Origin of the sequence: Anaerocolumna jejuensis DSM 15929, from assembly GCF_900142215.1 — a bacterium.
In the GTDB taxonomy this organism is placed as follows: Bacteria; Bacillota; Clostridia; order Lachnospirales; family Lachnospiraceae; genus Anaerocolumna; species Anaerocolumna jejuensis.
In genome coordinates, this window is the sequence record NZ_FRAC01000028.1 from 20,287 (window position 1) to 44,008 (window position 23,722).

A 23,722-nucleotide genomic window follows, 5' to 3' on the forward strand; every position below is an offset into this window, starting at 1 on the left:
ACTCGTACTAATCTTACAAGTTTGTTAGTTTATTGTAAGGAAAAACGATGGTTTTGCACTCCTTTTACTGCTATACTGAAAATACAAAGTATGAAGGGAGTGGTTTTAATGAAAAATAAAATAATTAGAATCAATATATTGGTACTTGTAATAATCGGCTTAATTGCCGGTATTGTAAAAATATCTCCTGTCGTATTTACAGGATATGAAATGTATAAAAATGCAACGGAAACAATGAGTATACAGGACAAAATAGAGGAGATCAAGCAAAAAAAAGATTATATTACATTTGATAAGATACCGGAAGAATATATAAAACAAGTGTTAAAGTCGGAGGACAGACGTTTTTATTATCATTTTGGCTTTGACCCGATTTCTACTGCAAGGGCTATGGCAAATAACATAATTGCAGGAAGCTATTCACAAGGGGGCAGCACCATTACCCAGCAGCTTGCAAAAAATATGTACTTTTCTTTTGAAAAGAAATATGAAAGAAAGGTAGCAGAGCTTTTTGTTGCTTACCATCTTGAAAAAGAACTTACCAAAGATGAGATATTGGAACTCTATTGCAATATTGCTTATTACGGGGAAGGCTGTTATGGATTAAAGGAAGCAGCAAAACATTATTATGGTGTAAATCCTTTAAAATTATCTCATGCACAAATCAAAGCACTTGTCTGGACGATAAAAAGCCCGAATAACTACAATCCCCATGTTTACAGAGGAAGCATAGCTTGAGATTAAAATGCGGAGTAAGGGTTGATAGTTCCAGGTTTGATGCCCTGTTGTTTTGGGTATTAAGTGGTAAACAGAGAGATTAATTTAAAACAAATAAAGCTATCATATGGTTAAAGTTAAGAGATTATGTTTTTTATGAAATAACATAGTCTCTTTTTTAGCAATTCCAATGTGCCGTAAGTGAAACGTGATACATAGAATATCATGATTTTGAGTAATAACTACAATTAATGAAAGCGGTATTCGCAATACAAGGCATCCCGAATTCACCAGAATAATCAAATCCATTTCTATATAACAATAACAATTTCTAGCTGCCTTATGCTATTTCCTTGGTACATTCTCCGTATATTCTTATAATAAATCATACTTTATAAATTGCAAAGCAGAATGGCAGGTATTTTCAGGTAACGGAAATTCAAGGTTCCTATAAATACCGTAAAATAAATTTAATCTTGATAATATGCAATGAAAGTGTATAATTATAATATGCCAACAAAGAATTATTACACAGTTATTCTATATACCATAGGAAAATACGTACTTAAAGGAGTATTACCATGCAGTTTGCCAAAAGAATGGAGCAGTTTGGAGATGGAATATTTACCAGACTGTCTGAAATAAAAAGAAGAAAAATGGCTGAAGGCGAGGAAGTTATTGACTTAAGTGTGGGGACACCGAACATTCCTCCTGCACAGCATATAATAGATGCCATTGTAGATGCTGCCTCTGATAAGAAGAATTATATTTATGCATTAAATGATCAGGAGGATTTACTGGAGGCTGTCAGTGTCTGGTATAAAAACAGATACGGCGTTAATCTGAAGCCTGAAACAGAAATCTGTTCTTTGTTAGGCTCACAGGAAGGGCTTGCACATATTTCCCTATCCATCCTGGATGCAGGGGACTTAGCCTTGGTACCGGACCCCTGTTATCCTATTTTTGCAGATGGGCCCAGGCTGGCAGGGGCCAGACTCTATTACATGCCTCAGAAAAAAGAGAATGGATACATCATCCAATTGCAGGATATTCCGGAAGCAATAGCCAGGGAAGCAAAATTTATGATTGTTTCTTATCCGAATAATCCCACAACCAGATTGGCGCCGGATTCCTTTTATAGGGAATTGATAGATTTTGCAAAGAAATATGATATTATTGTGCTTCATGATAATGCCTACAGTGAGTTGGTCTTTGGAGATAGAAAAGGGGGAAGCTTCCTCGCTTTTCCCGGCGGGAAAGATGTGGGAGTGGAATTTAACTCTTTATCCAAGACCTATGGTCTGGCAGGTGCCAGAATTGGTTTTTGCTTAGGGAATGCCGGGGTCATTTCCCGCCTTAAGACCCTGAAATCCAATATGGACTATGGTATGTTCCTGCCCTTGCAAAAAGCAGCTATTGCTGCCGTTACGGGGGAACAAAGCTGTGTGGAGGTTACCAGAAGGACCTATGAAAGGCGCAGGGATATTTTGTGTGAGGGATTGACTGCCCTGGGATGGAAGGTGGAAAAACCGGAAGCTACCATGTTTGTCTGGGCTGCCATACCTGCCTGGTACAGCAGTTCAGAAACATTTGCCCTGGACTTGGTGGAAAAGGCAGGGGTATTAGTAACTCCCGGAAGCGCTTTTGGACCTTCCGGAGAAGGACATGTGAGAATGGCACTGGTGCAGGAGGAAGGGGTATTAATAAGGGGATTAGATTTGATACGAGACAGCGGACTGTTCGGTACCGTAAGATAGCCGTATTATAATGCCGGATAAAAACTTTAAATACTTAATCTGAGAAAATTCAGAGTTTTATATTTGTAGTACATATAGATGTATTTATAATACGTTTAAGTTAATAGGGAATATGCGGACACGGGGATTATAGAATCTCGACTTTACGCAGAAGATAATCTGTGATATATTTTAAATATGAGGAAAAAAAGAGCAATATTACTAATAGTATGTTTTCTGATAGCAATTTTATTGGGCAGAAATTCCAAAACAATTTCTGCTGCAACTTTTTCATTTGCTTTTTTTTATAATAACTCCTGTGCATCCTGTAAAGAAGATGAAGATATTTACCAACTCTTTAACCGATGCTTTTCTTCTGAAGAAAAGGCACAGATGGATTATGAAATCTTTGTTTATAATGTGTTTCAACAATCTGGAAAGGAGGTTTATAAAAAATATTGCAAGGACTACCAGATTGATAATTCGGCGGACGAGTTCCCAATGCTGGTAATTAATGGGCAGTGGATTACGGGCTATGACGAGATTGAACGGTATTTGAAGAATGATTTCATAATAGAAAAAGAAGACTTAAGGATTAAACAAGATAATGGACAAAAACAAAAGGATAAATCTAATTCTGAGCAGAAAAATAAGGTTGAGGGTGATACAGGCACTTCAATTGTGGACCAATTAACTCGAAATTCCAGAGAAAAAAATATCAAGAATGATGATAAATATTTGCTGTTGTTTACAACCTATTCTTGTGAAGAATGTGAGAAGGTTAAGGAATTTCTAAAAGAAATTGATTCTTCTGTTATCATAGAAGAGTATAACATTGGTGCAGAAAATGCAGTTGAGATACTGCAAACCTTGTATGCCTATTATCATGTAGCGGATAGTAGACAACATGTACCAACCATTTTTATGGGAAATCAGGTTTTTACTGGGCAAGAAGAAATCATTACAGCCTTAAGTCGAGAAGACACATTTACGAATGCAACTTATGGGACAATGATTGAAGCAATTAAAAAAAATATGGGAACCGAAACCATTAGTAAGACGAGCTATTTAGCCTTGTTTGGATCCGGCCTGCTTGCAGGGTTTAATCCTTGTGGTATTTCAATGCTGCTGATGCTGTTATCTATCTTATTAACTGCTCAATCGGGAGTGTTGAGAAATGGTATGCTATATATCCTTGCCAAGATTATCACTTATTTTAGTATTGGAATAGGATCATATTTTGCCGTAGCTGCTGTTTTTTCGGATCAATTAAAAAGTATCAGCAGAATTTTTACAATAGTAGTATCAGGGATAATTTTGATGCTTGCGGTTATGAATTTTGTGGATTTTATAAATGTAAAACGAGAGCAGTTTGGCAAAATCCATATGCAGCTTCCTGTTAATTTACGGACTTTTAATCATCATATGATTAAAAAAATGGGGAATGTATCAGAAAAATTCATACCCTTATTGGCATTTGCTCTGGGAATTGTAATATCCTTCGGTGAATTTTTTTGCACCGGTCAGATTTATATGGCATCCATATTATATATGTTTCGAACACATTCCGAGAGTATTTTACAGATAATAAGTATGTTCCTGGTATATGTAGGAGCTATGTCAATTCCAACAATAGCTGTACTTATGGTAGTTTATAAAACAAAGACAACGAATGTGGTTTCAGAGTTCATGCTGCATCGTATGGGTTTAATAAAGTTATTTAATGGAATTTTATTTTTATTATTTTTTATTTATATGGTGTTTAGTTTAATATAATCCGGTCTATCTTTTCAAAAGTACATAAATCCATAAGGAGCTGACAACCTTCACTTTGTTCAGCTTCTATTAATTTAATTAATAATTCTTCCGTGATACGTAGTCTTACTGCTGTTCGGTGAATGTCACAAGGTTCTGGGTCATTAAAAAAACGGTTACTCTCATCTTTAATAACGGAGTCCTTCAAGGGGATATCTTTCAGAAAACCTTGGTAAATGCATGTGCTATTATAAAAAAGTTGGATACTAGGTTGTAGGGGCGATTTATGAGATTTATGATTAAAAAACATATTTTACTCCTAATTTCTTATTTTTTATTAAAATATATTCATATAATACTATAAGATTTGTAATTTTTCAATGCCCTTCAAATACAGCTCACAAATCTAAAGAAAGGAAGCCATGATGTTTAGCATTTATAAACATCATACGACTATATATGAATAAATTAAAAAAGCAAAATAAATCAGATGCTGACAAAATGGCGTTCAAACTCCTGTGGTATTATTTGGTGATTCTTTTGGTTCCAACGATTTCTATTACAATTATCTATTTTACAGCAAGAGAAGCATTGATAGATGTCCAAAAAGAAAAGTCATATAGAATTCTGACAGATATGGTAAGTGATTTTGACAGAGAAATCGAAGGTATACGAAATATTGCGACTTATTTAAGCGAAGACGCTAAAATAATTGAGCTGTTAAAGAATGAAGATCAAAAACAGAGTATTTATTATGACATGTATAGAAATGTAGATAAATTTTCTATTTATACCTTAACTAACTCAATGGTTGAAGATATTTGTATATGGTTTGCAAATAAGGATTATATCATTAGCATTCCAAAGGTTATTCCAAAAACGGAACGAGGGATATCAACCTTATCCTCTTTCCAAGGAGAGAGCTGTGAAGAATTAGAAAATAATTTTTGTGGAAAATATCACTATATTCAAATGGAGCATGTCAAAGTAAAAGATGATAACAAAGATTATTTGCATTATAGAATTATTCAATCTCTCCCCTATATTAATAATGGAGTATACAATGGAGCAATCATAATTTCATTAAATAATAAAGTAGTTAATAGTTTTCTAAAAAAAATTAGAAATGATAATAATAGCAGTGTTTTTTTAATTGATGAAGAGGGTAAGATTATTCAGAGCTTTCTAAACAATGAATATGAGTTGGATAACAAAGCGGTAATCGGGATGGATTATGCCAAAGTAAGCCAGAAACAGAAAAATGTAGTTACATATCAAGTAGAGTCCAAATTCTATTCCTGGTCTTTTGCTGTCATAACTCCGAAATCAGAATTAACGAAAAAAATCGGAACTGCTAAGTATTTTATGGTTTTTTTATACCTTATATCTATTTTGGCGGGTGTATTTATTTGTATCTATTATTGGTATCACAATAAAAAAACGGTAAATCAATATTACCGCTGCTCAGAGAATTTAGCAGTTAAGATTAATATATCCAGTACAGAAAAAGCACAAAATGAGAATCGGAGCTTCTGGAGGAGTCTGGAAACATTTTTAGATCAGGTAGAAGATCTTCAAGGTACATTGGACAAACAGCAGGAAATTGTACATAAGGAATGCATTCGAAAATTATTATTTGGTAAATATGAAAATATTCAAGAATTTAAAGAAGAAGTAGGAGACGGGGTGGAAAGCTTTTTGCAATATCCGGCATATTATGTTGTGGTTGTAAGAGTCGAGTCTCAGCTATCCGGTGATTTCCTTATTTCGGACCTAAAATTTGAGGAAAAAGTGCAGAGCTATTTTGCATCAGAGTTGAAAATACAGCATTGGATTTATCCGATTGAACATTATTCCTATGCTATCATATTGGCTGATAATGATAACAGGAATATATTTGGTATAAAGGAAGAGCTGGGCAAACTAAATTTGTACAACCAGGGGATTAGTGGAAGTTTCATGGGTATCAGCCAGCGAGCTGACAATATACTAAAGTTGTCAGCGGCATATGAGGAAGCAGTGCAAGTCTGTAAGAGCGCAAGCTTTTTCCAAATTCATGTACCATTAATTCGAGAAGAGGCAGAAGAAGAAATACGGGGAGCAGGGATGTCATTGGAGGATGAGTTCCAATTAGAACAAACCCTCCTGTATGGCTCGGAGAATGATCTGGAGGCTATTTTACTTCAGATTAGGGAATTAAATTCAGAGCAAGTGCAGCATCTTTATTGGGTAACCCATATGATTAATATGCTTCAGTGCATCCTGGTTCGTTGCTTGAAAAAAGAAAGAGATGATTTTAGCAATCAACTTATAACAAAGGCACAGAAGACAGAATGGCCGGATGAAATATTTGCACTTCTGCGTATTGCTAAACGGTACCAGATGAAGATTGCAGAAGAAAAAAAGGATAAAAAACGGGAAGAAATAAAACAGGAACTAGAAAGGATAATACAAAAGAATTATCCAAATATGAACTTTAATCTATTAATGGTTGCTGAAAGTATGAATATACCTGAACAACGGCTTTATAAAGAGTTCAAATTATACTTTGATGTTACATTTAGTGATTACCTGGAAAATTTACGAATACAAAAAGCGAGTCAGTTGTTAATGGAAGGAATAGCAGTAAAAGAAGTTGCTGTTCAAGTGGGATATGGAAGTGACTATTCATTTAGACGAGCATTTAAGCGAATTACAGGTACGATTCCAAGTACTTATCTCAAGATAAAATAAAGAAAAATATATATAATAAAAGGGTATTCTATAAATAGAGGCTGGTATGTTTACTGGCCTTATTTTTTTATTATCATGCTATTTTGCTTGTTTTCAGCAATTAAAAGTGCATAAAATCAAAAAATGTATGGCTTATTAAAAAGTGTTTGTTGTTTAATGTGTATAAAAATGGTATAAAAAAAGTGTAATTGTTATAGAAAATAACGAAGTAAGGATGGGTTACTGCAGGAACCTGTTCTGAAAAAGAATCATCGCCTATTGTTAAATGAAAATTATTAAAAAGGAGAAAGTTTATGAAAAGTTTATTAAAGAAATTTACTGCAGTAACACTAAGTATTGTTATGGTATTAGGAATGACAGCATGTAAGGAAAAGAGTTCATCGACAGTAAGCCAGGAGATAACATTAACAGATTCAGGTACATATCCAATTGTCGCAGACGGAAAAAATATAACATTAACATGCTTTACAATGACCATGCCTAATGTTGAGGACCTTCAGACCAATGATTTCACAAAATTCTTAGAAGAAAAGACTGGTATCCATATTGAATTTGAAACAGGAACAAGAGATGACTGGGAAGATAAATTAAATATGTCCTTACAATCAGGTGATTACCCGGATATTATTATGGGTGTAAGTCCAAATATTGCAAAGTACGGCGTTAAAGAAGGAATCTTTATTAAATTGGATAACTATATTAACGAGAAAAATACACCCAACTATTACAGTATGTTTAAAGATAATTTGGATTTAAGCCGTGAATCCGATGGAAGTATCTATTCTTTATTATCTACCAATGATTGCTATCATTGCTCGTATGGTAGAAAAATGTGGATTAATACAAAGTACTTAGCTGATATGGGATGTGAAATCCCGCAGACAACGCAGGAATTCTATGACGTATGTAAGAAATTCCTTGAATATAAACCAAATGGAATTGCAATTGGTGGTACTGCTCCTGGTGCAGGCTGGTATTCGACCTTCCAGGAATGGTTAATGGGTTCTTTTTTACTTAGCCCAAGCAAATCTTATACCTTAAATGTTAATGATATGACAGCAGTAAACAAAGAAGGAAAAATTGTAACTGCAGCTACAGATGACAGATATAAAAAGTATCTTGAGTATTGTAATTCTTTATATAAGCTTGGCGCTATCTATGATGGTGATTTTACACAGACACAGGAGCAGTTAAAGACAATTGTTAATCAGGAGGATGCTCCTGTATTATGCTTCCCGGAAGGAACGATTTCCGATTATATCGATTCTGCAGCGAATCCGGACCTTTACAAACAGTATGCTACTTTATCACCACTGGAAGGACCTGATGGTACAAGGCTTACTTCTTATTTTAAATATTCAGCAATTTCAAGTGGTAATTTCTGTATAACAGATAAGTGCAAGAATCCTGAAGCAGCATTACGCTGGGTTGACTTTTTCTACTCAAAAACAGGCGACCTTTGTTCACAGTATGGTGCGGATGAGGGTGTCGACTGGAAATTAAATCCGGAAGGTAAAGTTGGATTAAATGGAGAACCAGCATTATACGAAGTATTAAATCCTTATTCTGCTGAAACACAGAATCATGACTGGCAGGACATTGGTATCCGCGTTGCTCCTGCTGCTTACAGATTAGGCCAGGCCGTTGATCCGAATATTGATCCTTATGCGCCGGAAGGACTTGAGAAACTTTTATATGATTCATCTAAAAAAGACTATGAGCCATATACACAAAATGAGTCGAATTCTGATCTGGATATGATACCGGAATTAAAAATAACAGATGAAGAATCTACGAATGTATCTACTATTGCAGTAGAGGTTGAAAAAATCATTACGGAGTCATCAGTAGGATTCATTACAGGAGCAAAAGATATCAATACGGAGTGGGACAGCTATAAAAATTCTTTGGATAAATCGGGACTAAAAACATTATTAGATACCTATCAGGCTGCTTATGACAGAATGATGAAGAAATAGGGGGAATAAGAAGAGATAAGCTGCTGTCAACTGCAGCAGCTTATCCGAAAGGAGAATAGCCTTGAAACATAAGAGCAAATTAGGAAAATCCAATTGGCAATTTTGGCTCATTATTAGTATTCCTCTGTTATACGCAATTGTTTTTGCTTATATTCCAATGGGCGGAATTTTAATGGCGTTTAAAGATTATAGTATTAGAAAAGGAATTTTGGGGAGCGACTGGGTCGGATTAAAATATTTCATACAATTTTTATCATCTACTTCCAGTATTAAGGTTATTATGAATACGCTGATACTGGGTGTGTATACTCTTGTTGTTAATTTTCCATTTCCAATTATTTTGGCAATAATGTTAAATGAAATCAAATGTGTGAGGTTTAAGAAAACCGTTCAGATGGTTACTTACGCACCATATTTTATTTCTACGGTTGTTATGGTAGGTATGATGATGCAGATGATGGACCTCCGTACGGGCATCTTCAATATTTTTTTACAAAAATTTGGTTTTAAGCCAATTAACTTTTTCGGTGATGTGTCATTATTTAGACATCTATATGTATGGAGCGGCTTGTGGCAAACCATAGGTTATTCTTCCATAATCTATATAGCAGCACTTTCCGGTGTAAGCACAGAACTAAAGGAGGCTGCAATGATGGATGGTGCAAGCCGTATGCAGAAAATCTGGCATGTAGACTTACCAGGTATCTTACCTACTATTGTTATAATGTTGATTTTCAGCTGTGGTAATATTGTAAATATCGGATTAGATAAGGTTTATCTGATGCAAAACAGTCTAAATGCAGATGTATCAGAGGTAATATCTACCTTTGTCTATAAAGTGGGGGTTGTAAATGCAGATTTTGGATTTTCAACCGCATCGGGTCTGTTTCAATCTATAGTAAGTTTTACCCTGCTAATTGCAGTGAATAAGCTTAGCAAAATAGTAACTGAAACAAGCTTGTGGTAAAGGAGGAGAATAATGAACAATAAATTCAAAAATCAAAACAATAAAGATAAGATCTTTATTGTGATTATATATGCACTTTTAGTAATGTTATTTGTCATTGTTGCTTATCCTCTAATCTATATAGTCAGTGCTTCTTTCTCGGACCCACAAGCTGTTATTAGTGGAAAAGTTGTACTTCTCCCGGTATCACCGACACTTAGAGGGTATGCGGCAGTGTTTAAAAATCATAAAATTGTTACAGGATTTATAAATTCCATTTCATACATGGTTATTGGTACGCTTGTGAATATTGTTATGACGATATTATGTGCATATCCACTATCCAGAAAAGAGTTTACTGCGAGAAATAAACTGGCAGCAATCTTTGTATTTACCATGTATTTTAGTGGCGGGTTAGTACCTTCTTATATTTTGGTAAACAAATTAGGACTGATTAACACACCACTTGCAATGATTATTCCAAGTGCAATGTCCACGTATAATATGATTATCTGCCGCACATATATGCAAAACTCTATTCCGGATGAATTGTATGAAGCAGGTCAGATAGATGGTTGTACACCCTGGAAATATTTAAAGAGGATAGTAATACCACTTTGCAAACCAATTATAGCAGTATTGGTTCTGTATTATGGAGTTGCAAAATGGAACAATTACTTTGATGCAATGCTGTATATAAAGAAGGATTCTTTACAACCTTTAACAATTATTATGCGTGAAATATTGATACAGAATAAGATAGATTATACAATGATCAGTGATGTAAAGACGGCATCAGAGATGCAAGGTCTGACACAATTACTTAAATATTCGACCATAGTCGTGGCATCTGTACCCGTTCTTCTTATATATCCATTTGTACAGAAGCATTTTGTAAAAGGTGTAATGATAGGAGCCGTGAAAGGCTAAGTTTGAAAATTACAAAACAATTTTCAAACACAAGATTGTGCCTGCGAAATCCTCGGCCCAATCTTGCGGTGCGTTGGGAAGGTATGGTGGCTAAGTATGAAAAATCAAATTTTGGAATGTTGTGTTGATTCACTTGAATCAGCACTTAATGCTCAAAGTGGGCGGGCAGATAGACTTGAACTATGCCAAAACCTTATAATTGGTGGTACTACTCCGTCGCAATCCCTATTTGAAGAAGTAAAAAAGCATGCCGATATTAAAATTCATGTATTAATCAGGCCAAGGTATGGTGACTTTTGCTACTCTGATTATGAAATCGAGATGATACGCAGAGATATCTGCATTTTCTCAGAGCTGGGGGCTGATGGCGTCGTAATTGGAGCATTGAATCCTGATGGAACTCTTAATCTGCCTGCCATGAGAATGTTTATAGAAGAAGCTGCAGGAATGTCTGTGACGTTACACAGAGCATTTGATATGTGTAAAGAGCCGCTTGATACACTAGAAGCTGCAATAGCATTAAAAATTAATACCATACTTACTTCAGGTCATGAAAATAACTGTATGAAGGGTGCCCCCATGTTACAGAAGTTAGTACAGCAGGCAGACGGAAGAATTGATATTTTAGCTGGCGGTGGTGTGGATGCGGAAGTGATTAAAAAACTATATTCTATTACTGGATGTACCAGCTATCATATGTCAGGGAAATGCGTATTACAAAGTAAAATGCAATATCGTAATCCAAAGGTGAATATGGGTCTTCCATTCTTGAGTGAATATGAAATATATCAAACAGATGAAGGCAAAATCTGTGCAGCAAGACAGGTATTGGATAGCTTAAAATAAATTACTGAAAAGAGGATTGGCTATGTTTTCGGAAAAAATCAGAATGAAAATAGAAGAACCATTTCTGCAGCAAATGCATCATCTTGAAGAGCTGTCCGGAGAAGTTTTTACATATTTGCAGAAATGTGATAGAGATATTGCAGATGCAATTAAGTGGCTTTATGCTGCAATGCCTGTTAGTGATGCAGTAGATTATCCATTTTATCTTATATTGGAATATGCAGAACATGGAGTGTTTTTGTATCACCATGGACCATTTGCAAATAAAATTCCCTTAGAAATATTTTTGAATTATGTTTTGCTTCACCGTGTAAACAATGAAGACATAGTATCATGCCGAAAATATTTCTATGAATTGCTTCATAAAGAGATTGAAAATTGTGATATGACAGAAGCTGCTAAGAGAATAAATTACTGGTGTGCACAAGAAGTAACATATCGGGCAAGTGACGAGCGCACCATATCTGCAATTACTGCATATCGCAGCGGATTTGGCAGATGTGGTGAAGAGTCAACCTTTGCGGTTTCGGTTTTCCGTGGGTTGGGAATTCCGGCAAGACAGGTATATGTACCTTTATGGTCACATTGTGATGATAATCATGCCTGGGTCGAGGTCTGGTGCGATGGAGGATGGCATTATCTGGGGGCTTGTGAACCAGAGGAGATTCTGGATAAAGGCTGGTTTACCAATGCTGCATCCAGAGCTATGATGATTCATTCCAGATGGTTTGGACTAACCCAGCCGCAGGATGCAATTGTAGGTAAAAAAGGAATTGCGACGATTATAAATCATTTACAATGGTATGCGCAGGTTAAAGAAATAACAATAAAAGTTCAAGATGAGAAGAAGCAGCCTTGTGCAGGTGTTACGGTTTGTTATGAGGTTCTGAATTATTCGGAATTTGGGAATGTTGCGGCTACAACAACGGATCAGATGGGACAGACAAGTATTATGACTGGGCTGGGAAGTATCCATATTTCTGCTCATGTTGGGGAGCTGTATGCAGATTACCTGATGAACACGCAGAAGGAGGAGCAATGCATATTAATATTGGAGTCCATAAAGACAAAGCTGGATACCTGGAAAGAGCGGGAGTTAATAGCACCGATTGACTGTGTTCCTTCTCCGGTAGTTTTGACAAAAGAAGAAAAACGCCGAAATGAGCAAAGACTGAATGAAGCTGCACAAAAGCGACGGAATAAAATTACACAGTTCTATAAAACAGAAGAAGCCAAGGAAGTGGCTGCTGATTTTAGTGGCTATAAAGAAGAAGTCCTGTTAATATTAAAAAAAGCATCTGGTAATTTTTCGGAGATCAAAGATTACCTCCATAGAATAAAAGAACAGAAACTCGATGTAGCTATGGGTATTCAGCTTTTATTGACTTTAAGTGACAAGGATTATCTGGATGTAAAGGCGGATATGCTCCTAAATCACTTAAAAGCAATCGCCAGATATAAAGATTCCTATCCGGAAGATATTTTTACTTCTTATATCCTTTGCCCCCGTGTACAATTTGAACGTTTAACAGATGATGTGGGATTTCTGAAGCATTATCTGCAGGATAAGAAAGAAATATTGCAGATGGATCCCAAAGATATATGGAACTATATTGATAAACAGATTGTCTCCATACCTGAAAAGGAATACGGACAGCTCATTACTTCTATAACCGGTTGTTTCAAGTCAGGGGTTGGAAGCAGGTTATCAAAAGAGATATTAAGCATTCGAATTCTTCGATATTCTGGGATACCGGCTCGGATGAATCCAATCGATGGAACGATGGAATATTATTCAAATGGTGAATTTGTTCCGGTCGAAAATAAAAAATTACTGGCTAAGTCTTGTGTTATGTTTGAAGGTGATAGCAATACTAAGTGGAAATATTCACAAAATTGGAGCCTCGGAAAATGGAGCGAAAATGGCTTTCAAACGCTGCAATTATATGGGGATATTACCACTGATAAATTAGGCGCATTGGATTTGGAAGACGGAATTTATCGTGTAATTACATCCAATAGACTGCCAAACGGGAATATTTTTGCAAAAGAAAATTGCTTTGAAGTAAATGGCGGGCAAGATACAAGGATTGAATTATCCATGAAGCAGGCCGAACTTTCACAAATGCTGGAGGAAATTGAACTTCCCGATTTTGAATTACAATGGGAGCAGCAGGAGGTATCAGCAAGGGAACTGGCAGGCTCACCTAAAATGCTGTTTCTTTGGTTAGAGGTGAATCGAGAGCCAACGGAACATATCTTAAATGAGCTATATGAGATATCAGACCAAATTAATAAATTAGGAACAAAAATTTATTTTGTATTAAAAAAGGAAGAAGATTTGCAGGATGTGACTTTTAACAGAACGATAAAAGTATTGGAAAACGTTGAGATTGTTTTTAATTCATCAAAAACAAACGCACAGATTCTGGCAAGAAGGATGTATGTAGATCCAGATAAGCTGCCATTAATTATAGTTATAAAAGAAGGCTTTCTGGGAACATATGCAACAAGTGGATATAATGTTGGAACAGCAGATATGCTTATGCGTATCTTAAATGCGGACTAGGAGTCTCAGAAAGAAAAAGGATTACAACAAATACAGGTCTGGGCTTATTCTATTTTTAAATAAATTATAAATGAAAGGTATGGGTGTTAAAAATGTCCAACGCAGTAGTAAAAACTAGAACAGAGAGAACAAAATGGTATTGTGAGGCGCGATTTGGAATGTTTATACACTGGGGTTTGTATGCAATTCCAGCTCGTGGTGAGTGGGTTCGAAGCGTAGAAAGAATGCCAAAAGAAGAATACGAAAAATATATGAATGAATTTGATGCAGAAAACTATAATCCAAAAGAGTGGGCAAGAATTGCAAAAGATGCAGGCATGAAATATGCCGTTTTAACTGCCAAACATCATGATGGGTTTTGCCTGTTTGATACCAGGTATACAGAATTTAAGTCAACTAACGCACCCTGTAAAAGGGATCTGGTAAGAGAATACGTAGAGGCTTTCCGTGCAGAAGGAATTAAGGTAGGCTTGTATTTTTCAATCATTGACTGGTGCCATGAAGATTTTCCTCACTATGGTGACCGTCAGCACCCAATGCGTGATTGTGAAGAATATAAAAGTGACCATCGTAATTTTGATCGTTATCTGGATTTCATGCATGGACAAGTTCGTGAGCTGATTACTAATTATGGAAAGCTGGACTTGATGTGGTTCGATTTCTCTTATGACGATATGAAATGTGATAAATGGAAAGCATCAGAATTAATTCAGATGGTGCGCGAAATTCAGCCGCATATCATCATTGATAATCGGTTAGAAGGAAGCGCAGAGGATGCAGGTTCCATCAGAACCTTGAATCCGACACCATATTCCGGTGATTTTGCATCACCGGAACAGATGATACCACCAGCTTGTATCTGTGATGAAGCTGGCAATCCAATTCCCTGGGAAGCTTGTATTACCCTGAATAATAACTGGGGTTATAGTGCTCATGATAAACATTATAAATCTTCAAAATTAATTGTTAGAACATTGGTAGAATGTGCAAGTAAAGGCGGCAATTTAATTGTTAATGTCGGACCAACTATAAAAGGGGAATTTCCGGAAGAAGCCGTTACCATTTTAAAAGAGGTTGGTAAATGGATGAAGGAAAATGGAAAGAGTATTTACGGATGTACCTTTTCTGATTATGTGAAACCTGAATGGGGGAGATTTACCCAAAATGGAAATAAGCTCTATGCACATGTGATGGAAGAACAAGTGGGTGCGATCTGTCTGCCTAAAATGGCCGGCAAGGTGAAGTCTATGCGATTAATAAAGGATGGCTCAGAAGTAAAGGAAACCTTCTTCTGGAACTTAAAAGAATATTCGGAAAATGCATATTTCTTCTTTGACTGTCATGCATTTGATAACTATCCATTACCGGATGAGAAGGATTCTGTTGTGGAAATTATATTAAAAGAGGAATGATTTCACAGCCAGATTGGCTCAGGATTCCTTTTATAGGGAATGGATTGATTCGCAGTGTTTTATTATTTCTAATCCGTTTAGAATTCTATGGAATATGCAGAAACGGGGAGTATATATAGCAAAGTTTACTTTGATTTAAGGGAAGAATAGAATGAAAAAGATTTTAAAATACACAGGAATTATTGTATTGATGCTCATCATACCAGCTGCAGTGGCTTTTGTTCCAATCGGAAACAATATCATCCTGCATAAACATACAAATGAGTTAAAAAAATTTAAACTGAATGCAGATTATAAAGTAGCAGCAGTTGATAGTGAATGTGGTAAATTAACAGGCAATGGAAATGGTATGCAATATTTTTCCGCATTATTAATCCACTCAAAAGAAGCTTTGAAGTGGGAAAATGATGAGTGGGGAGGTGTTTTTCTTATCAATATTAAGCATCATGCCCTTGCGGAATTTATGGATGAAAATAACATGAAAAACTTTTAAGAGTACTACAAATAGAAGGATGGCTATAATCAGACCCAAAATCATAATTTTACTGTATATCCGCCGATTAACGAGCATGAAAATTTTTAAATGGAAATTAACAATATGACATGCAGTTGTCTTGTTTAGAGTGATATAGTTTGGATAATAGAGTGGATTATTAAGAATCATAATTCACCCCCTTATTTATGCAGTATCGCAAGCAGGCTTGCAAAATGCATGGGTTTGTGATATGCATGTGAGCTAGTGTGAATTATTGAAATGCATAATTCACACACAAGATTGTGCCTGCGAAATCCTCAGATCAATCTTGCGGCGTGCAGGGAAGGCATGGCAGTTAGAGTGAAATAAGAGACATTTCACATCCTGATTGATGACAGTGCCGCACCTGCAGGCAGATACGGCATGCAATAGGAATCAGTATATAAAAAGGAGCGGATATATGGAAAAGATAGACTATAAAAAAATGTTTAAGGAGTTATACCAGCCGGAGGCAGTTCCGAAAATGATTGATGTTCCTCCTATGAAATTTATCCAGGTCGACGGCCATGGCGACCCCAATGAACCGGAAGGTGAATATCAGAAAGCAGTAGAAATCCTTTATGCACTGTCCTACACAATTAAAATGTCCTTTAAGAAACAGCAGACAGCTATAGGTTATCATGATTATGTAGTACTTCCCTTAGAGGGATTGTGGCAGGTAGAGGACAATGAGGAGTTTGACAGCAGCAATAAGTCGAAGCTTTACTGGACATCCATGATTCGCCAGCCTGATTTTGTGGATGAAGCAGTATTCAAAATAGCAATGGAGCTGACAAGAAGGAAAAAGCCCCAGCTGGCTCTGGAAAAAGCAAGGCTTGTAAGCTTTACAGAGGGGTTATGTGTTCAGTGCATGCATCTTGGCAGCTATGATGATGAGCCGGCAACGCTGCAAAAGATAAAAGATTATGCAGAAGAAAATAGCTTACTTTTTGATTTATCGGAGGAAAGGCGGCATCATGAGATATATCTATCCGATTTCCGCAAAAGTGACGTTTCAAATATGAGGACGGTACTGCGTTATCCTGTGAAAAAGCGTTGATAGAATATCCGTCTGTAAATAATGAAATATAATATATCTCTGTTTAATAGTGAGGGTGTCTCAAAAGTCTTTCAGCCTAAAGCCTTTTGGGGCACCCTTATACGTTTTGAGTGCAAAAGGGGATACATTCGGAAAGGATGTTCAAAATACCGGTTTGGTAATGTTCAAGGTACCGGCTTGCTAACGTACAAAATACCGGTTTGCTATGTTCAAAATACCGGTTTGATAAAGGAATGGACAGAGCTTCAAACAAATGTTAAGATAAGCTATATCTATGCATACTGGAGGTATATATGGGAAGAGGTTTTTCTAATAAGCAAATAGAGGAAATAAGAAGCATAGTCAACCAGGAATTAGAGGCAAAAAAGCATAAAGGGCTGATAAGGGTAACGTCCGTTTTCTATGTACTTTTAGGCATTGGCTGTAGTATTTTAACGGCTGTGGTTATGCCAAAGTTAATCAGGAAAGGAGCCGTTAAGCTTTATAAAAAGCAGCTAAAGTGCAGGCATGCCGATACGATGGAGGAAGAAGTATAGATGGAACTTAATATTTCAGATATAGCCAGTCAATGTATAAATGAAATAAATAAAAAGATAAAGAACCTGAAAAATCTGAACATTATAGTAGCGGGGAAAACAGGAGTAGGCAAGAGTACCTTGATCAATTATATCTTCAGAGAGCAGCTTGCAGAGACCGGCATCGGTAAACCGGTGACCCAGCATATCCAGATGATAACAAAAAAGGATGTGCCTTTAACCATTTATGATACAAAGGGCCTGGAGCTGGGACGGGATACACAGAAAGAAATCAAGTCTGAAATCATGGATAAAATAAAGGAATGCCTTTATACGAAGGATGAAAATAAGTGCATTCACTGTATCTGGTATTGTGTTAATACGGCTTCTGATAGAATCGAAGAGGATGAGATTGAGTGGATTAGAGAACTCTCGGAAGAAAACAGAGAAACCCAGGTACCGATTATCCTTGTACTGACAAAATCCTTTTCCAGGAGTAAAGCCAGGGAATTCAAGGATTATATCGACAGTTTAAACCTGAATGTATGTGCCATAGTTCCGGTGCTGGCATTGGAGTATAAAATTGATGATGATTATGTGATCAAGCCCTATGGCGGCGAGGAGCTGATTGAAATAATGGGGGAGTTGTTAGGGGATGAATTGATCCCCACCCTGCAGAATGTTCAAAAGGCGGCCATCAAACAGAAAGTGAAGTATGCCAGAGGGGTAGTTGCCACAACAGTGACAGCCAGCTTTGCGGAAGGCTTTGCACCTGTCCCCTTTGCTGATGCAGCCCTTTTGGTGCCCACACAGGTGGCAATGATTGCTTCTATCACAGTGGCTTTTGGCCTGAAGGTTGACAAGGGAATCATCACATCCTTTATATCTTCTATTTTAGGAACGGCCGGAGCTACTATTGCAGGAAGGACCATTGCCTCCGGTTTATTTAAGCTGCTCCCGGGAGTCGGTACTCTTGTGGGAGGTGCCATATCAGGCGGTACGGCAGCAGTTATTACAACCGCTTTAGGTGAAGCCTATATCAGACTGATGGAGAAAATGTGTTTAGGTGAAATAAGGACACAAGATATTAAAAGTGATGAAGCAATGTCAGAAATGAAAAAGATATTTAAAGCAGAGCTAAAAAGGAATAAATAATTAAAAGGTGAATGGTATTACATTTTCAGGATAGAGAAATATACAGAAAACTGTATTATTTCTCTATCCTTTTTCATGAAAAATTAATGAGCTTATTTACTATTCCGGACTGCATTCCTGCTGTTCCAGAGTTCCTCTGCAACGTTATCCCAATCTTCGGCATAGGATATGGTTTTTTCGCACAATTCCTCCGCGCTTTCCGGTGTCTGGGGGTCGGTGGAATGAGCTCCGGTCTTTTTCACGATTTCCGGCAAGATGGATGGATTCTCAAGCATTGGACAGGGCTTAAACATATTATCATTAAAGGGCTGCCCGTCATGGTATGCCATAAATAGCGGGGATTGCAAGACCTCCATAAGTGTGCTCTCATGGATATTGGTATTGGAGTAATGGATGAAGACACATGGGTCTGCATCTCCGCTGGCATTGATATGAAGATAGCGGCGTCCTCCCGCTATGCATCCTCCCACGAATTCAGCGTCATTTTGAAAATCCATTGAAAATATGGGTTTGGTCTTTCGGAAAGCGCAGATATTCTCATATACAGCCTTACGCTGCTGGGGACTGACTAATAAGTCCTTTGCGGCATCCTTGCCAACCGGCATATAATGAAAGAACCAAACAAAAAGAGCTCCCTTTTCTATAATCTTATCGTAAAAGGCTTCACTGCTGATATCCTCGCAGTTCCGGCTGGTATAGCAGACAGAGATACCAAAGGGAAGCTTATGCATCTTTAGAAGATCCATAGCATACATTACTTTTGAATAGATTCCTTCTCCCCGTCTGCTGTCGTTGGCTTCTTCAAAACCCTCCAGGCTGATGGCAGGAATAAAATTCTTTACCCGAAGCATTTCCAGGCAGAATTCTTCGTCGATTAAGGTTGCATTGGTAAAGGTCAGGAAGATGCAGTCGGGGTGCTTTTCACAAAGGCGTATCAGATCCTTTTTACGTACCAGGGGCTCCCCGCCGGTATATATGTACATATATACTCCCAGTGCTTTACCCTGCTCTATAATAGAATCAATATCCTCAAAAGAGAGGCTTAGCTGATGGCCGTAATCTGCCGCCCAGCAGCCGGTACAATGTAAGTTACATGCGGAGGTGGGATCCAGTAAAATAGTCCAGGGAATGTTGCAGCCGTATTTTTCCCGGTTCTTTTCCTGCTCCGGCCATCCAAAGACATTTTCATTCAATATAAAATTTTGAAAGAACGTAATTCGTGTTTGTGCATCCAACTCGTACATACGCATAATCAGTTCATACCAATTATTCTTTTTCTCGATTACTTCCCGAAATGCAACTCTCTGGCTCGGAAATTCGTCCTTAGGCATTACCCGGTCAGCAAAATTCATTAATTTGGGAAGGTTCTCTTCCGGATTTTTCTCCAGATAGCGGATGGCATGATTAAATCCGTATTTTTTCATCTTCTCATTTAAGTTCATTCGTATACCGCCTTTCACAACTGAATAAATGATAGATACAGCTGTTGAATTTTCTACATATGAGTATTATAATAAACCTATGAGGTACTTTCAATGGCCACTTTTCCCTGATTTATGGATTTATCTACAAATTTTAGAAAAGTGTGGAATAATAGAGCTGCCAATGGAGAGGAGTGTCTCTTGCCTCTGGGATGGCGTATACAGGCATAGGCCTGTAAGACGGACTAATTATCAAGAGGAGAAAGGATGCATATCATGGCACTGCCAAAGGTTATTCTCTTGGCAGAATAAAGGTGAGAAAATGGAAGACAGACGAATCCAAAAAACAAAGAGTGCCATATTGGAAGCTTTTATTTCACTTATCTTGGAGAAAGATATACCTAAAATTACGGTAAGCGAAATAGCAAGACGTGCCAATATTGACCGGAAGACATTTTATCTGCATTATGATACAACGGATGCGGTAATACACGAATTTATCAAAAACCAGGTAGATGAGTTAATCGATATGCTTGAGCTTAAGGACTTTTTCAACAATATCTTTGATGTATCGATTCTGTTTCAGGCGTTAAATATTTTAATGGAGAAGAATATTAACCTGTACCGCCACATAGCTAATTCCTCTTTGTATAACTTTCTAAGTGAGGAAATAAAGAAGGTTATTAAGACAAGCTTCTGGGAGAACCTGAGGGCCAGAGTGAATATCTCTCCCCAGGTATTTGATTTGTACGCAGAATTTTATTCTGCCGGGACAATGGCAGTGTATTTAAAGTGGCTGCGAAAGGAAGTTGCGGTTTCAGAAGATCAGCTCTCGCAAATAGCCGGAAACGCTACTTATTATGGTTTTCAGCAATTCATTCCTCGAAATGTTTAAAATAATCGGCGGTATGAGTAAAACAGACACAGGTAAAAGTAAAATACAGAGGCGTTACCTGTGTCTGTTTCGTTACGGTAATTTATACTAACGGTTAGTGTTAATGCAAAAGCGGGTACCCGGACTCTTTTTAACTATAGGAAATCTCTTTAACGGTAGGAATCCTTTAGTATAAGGAGGCAATCTTCCCGGCTAAGAGGTGCGGGGTCTACCTCGAACAGGCCTCCCATGGTTTCATAGGCTTTATCTACATATTTTGTGAGCTCCTCTTTCTCAATACTGTAATCGGACATTTTAAGCTCATCCACACCGCAGTCTTTTTGCAGCTGAACAAGGGCGTTTACAAAATCCATGGGTTCCCTGGCATCCTTTACTCCCAATGCCCTTGCCATATCTATTAATCGGCTGTCGCAGCAGCCGGCTTTGGCAAAGTGTGTATAATAGGCCCTGCTTATCATAATCAATCCCGCACCATGGGGAAGGGAAGGATGATAGGCACTTAAAGCATGCTCCAGAGAGTGTTCTGAGGTACAGCCGGAGGTGGATTCTACCATACCGGACAGGGTATTGGCAAGGGCAACCTCTTCCCTTGCGGTTTCATCCCTGCCGTGATTGACGGCTGTGGGAAGACTTCTGCCGATTAGCTCGATTGCCTTTAGGGCATACAGATCACTCATGACATAGGCTGTTTTGTTAATATAGCCCTCGGTACTGTGAAATAAAGCGTCAAAGCCCTGATAAGCCGTTAAATGAGGCGGAACCGTAAGCATCAGCTCAGGGTCGACTACGGACAATACAGGAAAGGTCTTTTCATAGCCAAAGCCTATCTTTTCTTCCGTATCCTCCTTGGTAATAACCGTCCAGGGGTCCACTTCCGTTCCTGTTCCCGCTGTGGTGGTGATTGCAACGATGGGGAGGGGAGAATTGGGAACGGGAAGCCCCTTTCCGCTGCCGCCAAAGATATAATCCCAGTAATCTCCTTCATTGGCCGCCATGACAGCGATGGATTTGGCAGAATCTATACTGCTGCCGCCGCCCAGGCCTATAACAAAATCACAGCCGCTTTCTTTTGCAATGGCTGCTCCTTCCATAACATGGGACTTAATTGGATTGGGAAGAATCTTATCGAATACGGTATAGGAAATGCCAGCCAGGCTAAGCTCTTTCTCCAACCGATCCAAATATCCGTTTGCACGGATGGATTTACCGGAAGAAATCACAATGAGAGCTTTTTTGCCGGGAAGCTTTTCTAAGTGAAGAGTGTTAAGCTGCCCCTTACCAAATAATAGTTTTGTTGGAATGTGGTAGTTAAAATTCATAATATATGCTCCTTTTATTGGATATTTAGGTTTTCTCTGGGAACCTATAAACCGGATTTATGTTATTTGTGCATTGGTAAAACACTTCTGTATATCTTTGTTATACCCCATAGAGTTTAGTATAAGTCAAGCTTTTTATGAAAAATAAATAAAAAATAATTATAAAAATTATAAAATGATTTTGGAAAAAAGTAATAGTAAATTCTTGATTAGTATTCGCCTTTTCATCTGACGAATGTAGTAGTAAATTGTAATAGTAAAGGAATAACATTATGAAAAAACGTTATAAGAAATGCTTGTAAAATGTTATGAAGGGTAATAAATGAAGATCCCTTGTAAAGTCCAAAGTTATGTAAGGTCACCTGTAAAGTCATGCAGGCACAACTGTTCATAAGCCATGTCTTTTTTCAGACTGCAGGGCTTTTTAAGCAGCAGTTCCTCCGTTTTCCGAGAGTCCGTAATCCAGGGAAAGACTTCTTCCCGTTCCAGGATCAGCGGCATTCTGTCATGGACCTCAATCATGGATTCATTGGCCGGTGAGGTCAAGATTACGAAATGGTCCGAATCCGGAAACTGCTTGTAAAACCCTGCAAGAAACAGCAGGGAGGAATCTTCCCGGTAAAAGGCCGCCTTTTCTTTGGAAGAATTCCATTCATAAAATCCGGCAACAGGAATGACACAGCGTCTGTTCAGTACACTGTCCCGGAAAGTGCTTTTCGTCAGAGCAGTTTCACTTCTGGCATTTATAATCAATTCTTTTCCATGATAGCCCGGAAATCCCCACAGCTTTTCCTCCATATGAAGGGAACCCTTAAATGCAGTAAGGACTGTAGAGGGCTCGGAAGGATGAATGTCCCTTTTGGAACCTTTCTGATGGAGCGTACTGCTAATTTCATTTACCAGCTTTTCAATCTCTCTGGCTGTTTCGTCATCTACATAGTATCTTCCGCACATATATTCACACCTTCCAATCCATTAACCAGAAAATAGCAGCCGGTTCGTATCCATAAAATTTATTTTCCATAGCTTAGGTCCGGCTCTGGCAGGTAAATTGTTATCATTGGCTTTATCGTATCACATCCTGTGATGAGATGCAAGTGAAAAAAGAACGTATGTTCCTGTGTATTAGACCTCCGGCTGAGGTGATTCTTTTGCGTTTTTGAACTAACTCAGCTCAAAATGAATTTATAAAAGGACACTATAATTCAAAATTTACTGGA

19 protein-coding genes are annotated in these 23,722 nt (G+C 37.6%); 15 read left to right on the plus strand and 4 right to left on the minus strand.

Annotated features, from left to right (window positions below):
* Positions 1–108: 108 nt before the first annotated feature.
* The 3 genes from BUB77_RS22545 (at position 109) to BUB77_RS22555 (ending at position 4,229) form a co-directional block, all read left to right on the plus strand.
* The gene (locus tag BUB77_RS22545) at positions 109–738 is read left to right on the plus strand and encodes a biosynthetic peptidoglycan transglycosylase (RefSeq protein WP_073279275.1); all 630 of its coding nucleotides are present in this window, start codon (positions 109–111) and stop codon (positions 736–738) included.
* Positions 739–1,298: 560 nt separating this feature from the next.
* Positions 1,299–2,474, plus strand: coding sequence for an aminotransferase class I/II-fold pyridoxal phosphate-dependent enzyme (locus tag BUB77_RS22550; protein WP_073279276.1), 1,176 nt, complete (start codon positions 1,299–1,301; stop codon positions 2,472–2,474).
* Between the two features lie 177 nt (positions 2,475–2,651).
* Positions 2,652–4,229, plus strand: a complete 1,578-nt coding sequence (locus tag BUB77_RS22555; protein ID WP_073279277.1) for a glutaredoxin domain-containing protein — start codon at positions 2,652–2,654, stop codon at positions 4,227–4,229.
* On the opposite strand, the gene BUB77_RS22560 is transcribed toward BUB77_RS22555, so the two are convergent.
* A complete protein-coding gene (locus BUB77_RS22560; protein ID WP_073279278.1) occupies positions 4,216–4,518 on the minus strand; it encodes a hypothetical protein in 303 nt (100 codons plus the stop codon). The two genes, BUB77_RS22555 and BUB77_RS22560, sit on opposite strands and share 14 nt — an antisense overlap.
* Before the next feature lie 149 nt (positions 4,519–4,667).
* On the opposite strand from BUB77_RS22560, the gene BUB77_RS22565 reads away from it, so the two are divergent.
* The 11 genes from BUB77_RS22565 to BUB77_RS22615 all read left to right on the plus strand — a co-directional run bounded on the left by BUB77_RS22565 (position 4,668) and on the right by BUB77_RS22615 (position 18,867).
* Positions 4,668–6,941: an AraC family transcriptional regulator gene (locus BUB77_RS22565; RefSeq protein WP_073279279.1), complete on the plus strand. Its 2,274-nt coding sequence runs from the start codon at positions 4,668–4,670 to the stop codon at positions 6,939–6,941.
* A 293-nt stretch (positions 6,942–7,234) separates the two neighbouring features.
* A complete protein-coding gene (locus tag BUB77_RS22570; protein WP_073279280.1) occupies positions 7,235–8,920 on the plus strand; it encodes an extracellular solute-binding protein in 1,686 nt (561 codons plus the stop codon).
* 61 nt (positions 8,921–8,981) lie between these two features.
* Positions 8,982–9,887: an ABC transporter permease gene (locus BUB77_RS22575; RefSeq protein WP_242962568.1), complete on the plus strand. Its 906-nt coding sequence runs from the start codon at positions 8,982–8,984 to the stop codon at positions 9,885–9,887.
* Positions 9,888–9,899: 12 nt separating this feature from the next.
* On the plus strand, positions 9,900–10,796 hold the full coding sequence (locus tag BUB77_RS22580; RefSeq protein ID WP_073279282.1) for a carbohydrate ABC transporter permease: 897 nt from the start codon (positions 9,900–9,902) through the stop codon (positions 10,794–10,796).
* 96 nt (positions 10,797–10,892) lie between these two features.
* Positions 10,893–11,642, plus strand: coding sequence for a copper homeostasis protein CutC (locus BUB77_RS22585; protein ID WP_073279283.1), 750 nt, complete (start codon positions 10,893–10,895; stop codon positions 11,640–11,642).
* Between the two features lie 22 nt (positions 11,643–11,664).
* A complete protein-coding gene (locus BUB77_RS22590; RefSeq protein ID WP_073279284.1) occupies positions 11,665–14,211 on the plus strand; it encodes a transglutaminase-like domain-containing protein in 2,547 nt (848 codons plus the stop codon).
* A 92-nt stretch (positions 14,212–14,303) separates the two neighbouring features.
* The gene (locus BUB77_RS22595; RefSeq protein WP_073279329.1) at positions 14,304–15,623 is read left to right on the plus strand and encodes an alpha-L-fucosidase; all 1,320 of its coding nucleotides are present in this window, start codon (positions 14,304–14,306) and stop codon (positions 15,621–15,623) included.
* Between the two features lie 151 nt (positions 15,624–15,774).
* Positions 15,775–16,116, plus strand: coding sequence for a hypothetical protein (locus BUB77_RS22600; RefSeq protein ID WP_073279285.1), 342 nt, complete (start codon positions 15,775–15,777; stop codon positions 16,114–16,116).
* A 442-nt stretch (positions 16,117–16,558) separates the two neighbouring features.
* Positions 16,559–17,197 (plus strand): GyrI-like domain-containing protein, encoded by a 639-nt coding sequence (locus tag BUB77_RS22605; protein ID WP_073279330.1) that lies wholly within the window; start codon positions 16,559–16,561, stop codon positions 17,195–17,197.
* A gap of 293 nt (positions 17,198–17,490) precedes the next feature.
* Positions 17,491–17,733: a hypothetical protein gene (locus BUB77_RS22610; protein WP_073279286.1), complete on the plus strand. Its 243-nt coding sequence runs from the start codon at positions 17,491–17,493 to the stop codon at positions 17,731–17,733.
* Positions 17,734–18,867, plus strand: a complete 1,134-nt coding sequence (locus tag BUB77_RS22615) for a YcjF family protein (protein ID WP_073279287.1) — start codon at positions 17,734–17,736, stop codon at positions 18,865–18,867.
* Between the two features lie 92 nt (positions 18,868–18,959).
* Here the strand turns inward: BUB77_RS22615 and BUB77_RS22620 are convergent, their stop codons facing one another.
* Positions 18,960–20,309 (minus strand): radical SAM/SPASM domain-containing protein, encoded by a 1,350-nt coding sequence (locus BUB77_RS22620; RefSeq protein WP_073279288.1) that lies wholly within the window; start codon positions 20,307–20,309, stop codon positions 18,960–18,962.
* A 301-nt stretch (positions 20,310–20,610) separates the two neighbouring features.
* Between BUB77_RS22620 and BUB77_RS22625 the strand changes: the two genes are divergently transcribed.
* Entirely contained in the window at positions 20,611–21,183 is a 573-nt protein-coding gene (locus BUB77_RS22625) for a TetR/AcrR family transcriptional regulator (RefSeq protein ID WP_073279289.1), read from the plus strand.
* Between the two features lie 149 nt (positions 21,184–21,332).
* Here BUB77_RS22625 and BUB77_RS22630 read toward each other — a convergent pair whose 3' ends face one another.
* Positions 21,333–22,502 (minus strand): iron-containing alcohol dehydrogenase, encoded by a 1,170-nt coding sequence (locus BUB77_RS22630; protein ID WP_073279290.1) that lies wholly within the window; start codon positions 22,500–22,502, stop codon positions 21,333–21,335.
* 348 nt (positions 22,503–22,850) lie between these two features.
* Positions 22,851–23,456 (minus strand): SOS response-associated peptidase, encoded by a 606-nt coding sequence (locus BUB77_RS22635; protein WP_073279291.1) that lies wholly within the window; start codon positions 23,454–23,456, stop codon positions 22,851–22,853.
* Positions 23,457–23,722 lie beyond the last annotated feature (266 nt).

Bases quoted from the DNA above. Each gene is read 5' to 3' on its own strand.
- BUB77_RS22630 (WP_073279290.1), bottom strand. From the start codon at position 22,502: ATGAATTTTAACTACCACATTCCAACAAAACTATTATTTGGTAAGGGG.
- BUB77_RS22615 (WP_073279287.1), top strand. From the start codon at position 17,734: ATGGAACTTAATATTTCAGATATAGCCAGTCAATGTATAAATGAAATA.
- BUB77_RS22590 (WP_073279284.1), top strand. From the start codon at position 11,665: ATGTTTTCGGAAAAAATCAGAATGAAAATAGAAGAACCATTTCTGCAG.
- BUB77_RS22560 (WP_073279278.1), bottom strand. From the start codon at position 4,518: ATGTTTTTTAATCATAAATCTCATAAATCGCCCCTACAACCTAGTATC.
- BUB77_RS22610 (WP_073279286.1), top strand. From the start codon at position 17,491: ATGGGAAGAGGTTTTTCTAATAAGCAAATAGAGGAAATAAGAAGCATA.
- BUB77_RS22620 (WP_073279288.1), bottom strand. From the start codon at position 20,309: ATGAACTTAAATGAGAAGATGAAAAAATACGGATTTAATCATGCCATC.
- BUB77_RS22545 (WP_073279275.1), top strand. From the start codon at position 109: ATGAAAAATAAAATAATTAGAATCAATATATTGGTACTTGTAATAATC.
- BUB77_RS22595 (WP_073279329.1), top strand. From the start codon at position 14,304: ATGTCCAACGCAGTAGTAAAAACTAGAACAGAGAGAACAAAATGGTAT.
- BUB77_RS22555 (WP_073279277.1), top strand. From the start codon at position 2,652: ATGAGGAAAAAAAGAGCAATATTACTAATAGTATGTTTTCTGATAGCA.
- BUB77_RS22605 (WP_073279330.1), top strand. From the start codon at position 16,559: ATGGAAAAGATAGACTATAAAAAAATGTTTAAGGAGTTATACCAGCCG.
- BUB77_RS22565 (WP_073279279.1), top strand. From the start codon at position 4,668: ATGAATAAATTAAAAAAGCAAAATAAATCAGATGCTGACAAAATGGCG.
- BUB77_RS22580 (WP_073279282.1), top strand. From the start codon at position 9,900: ATGAACAATAAATTCAAAAATCAAAACAATAAAGATAAGATCTTTATT.
- BUB77_RS22625 (WP_073279289.1), top strand. From the start codon at position 20,611: ATGGAAGACAGACGAATCCAAAAAACAAAGAGTGCCATATTGGAAGCT.
- BUB77_RS22570 (WP_073279280.1), top strand. From the start codon at position 7,235: ATGAAAAGTTTATTAAAGAAATTTACTGCAGTAACACTAAGTATTGTT.
- BUB77_RS22600 (WP_073279285.1), top strand. From the start codon at position 15,775: ATGAAAAAGATTTTAAAATACACAGGAATTATTGTATTGATGCTCATC.
- BUB77_RS22550 (WP_073279276.1), top strand. From the start codon at position 1,299: ATGCAGTTTGCCAAAAGAATGGAGCAGTTTGGAGATGGAATATTTACC.
- BUB77_RS22585 (WP_073279283.1), top strand. From the start codon at position 10,893: ATGAAAAATCAAATTTTGGAATGTTGTGTTGATTCACTTGAATCAGCA.
- BUB77_RS22635 (WP_073279291.1), bottom strand. From the start codon at position 23,456: ATGTGCGGAAGATACTATGTAGATGACGAAACAGCCAGAGAGATTGAA.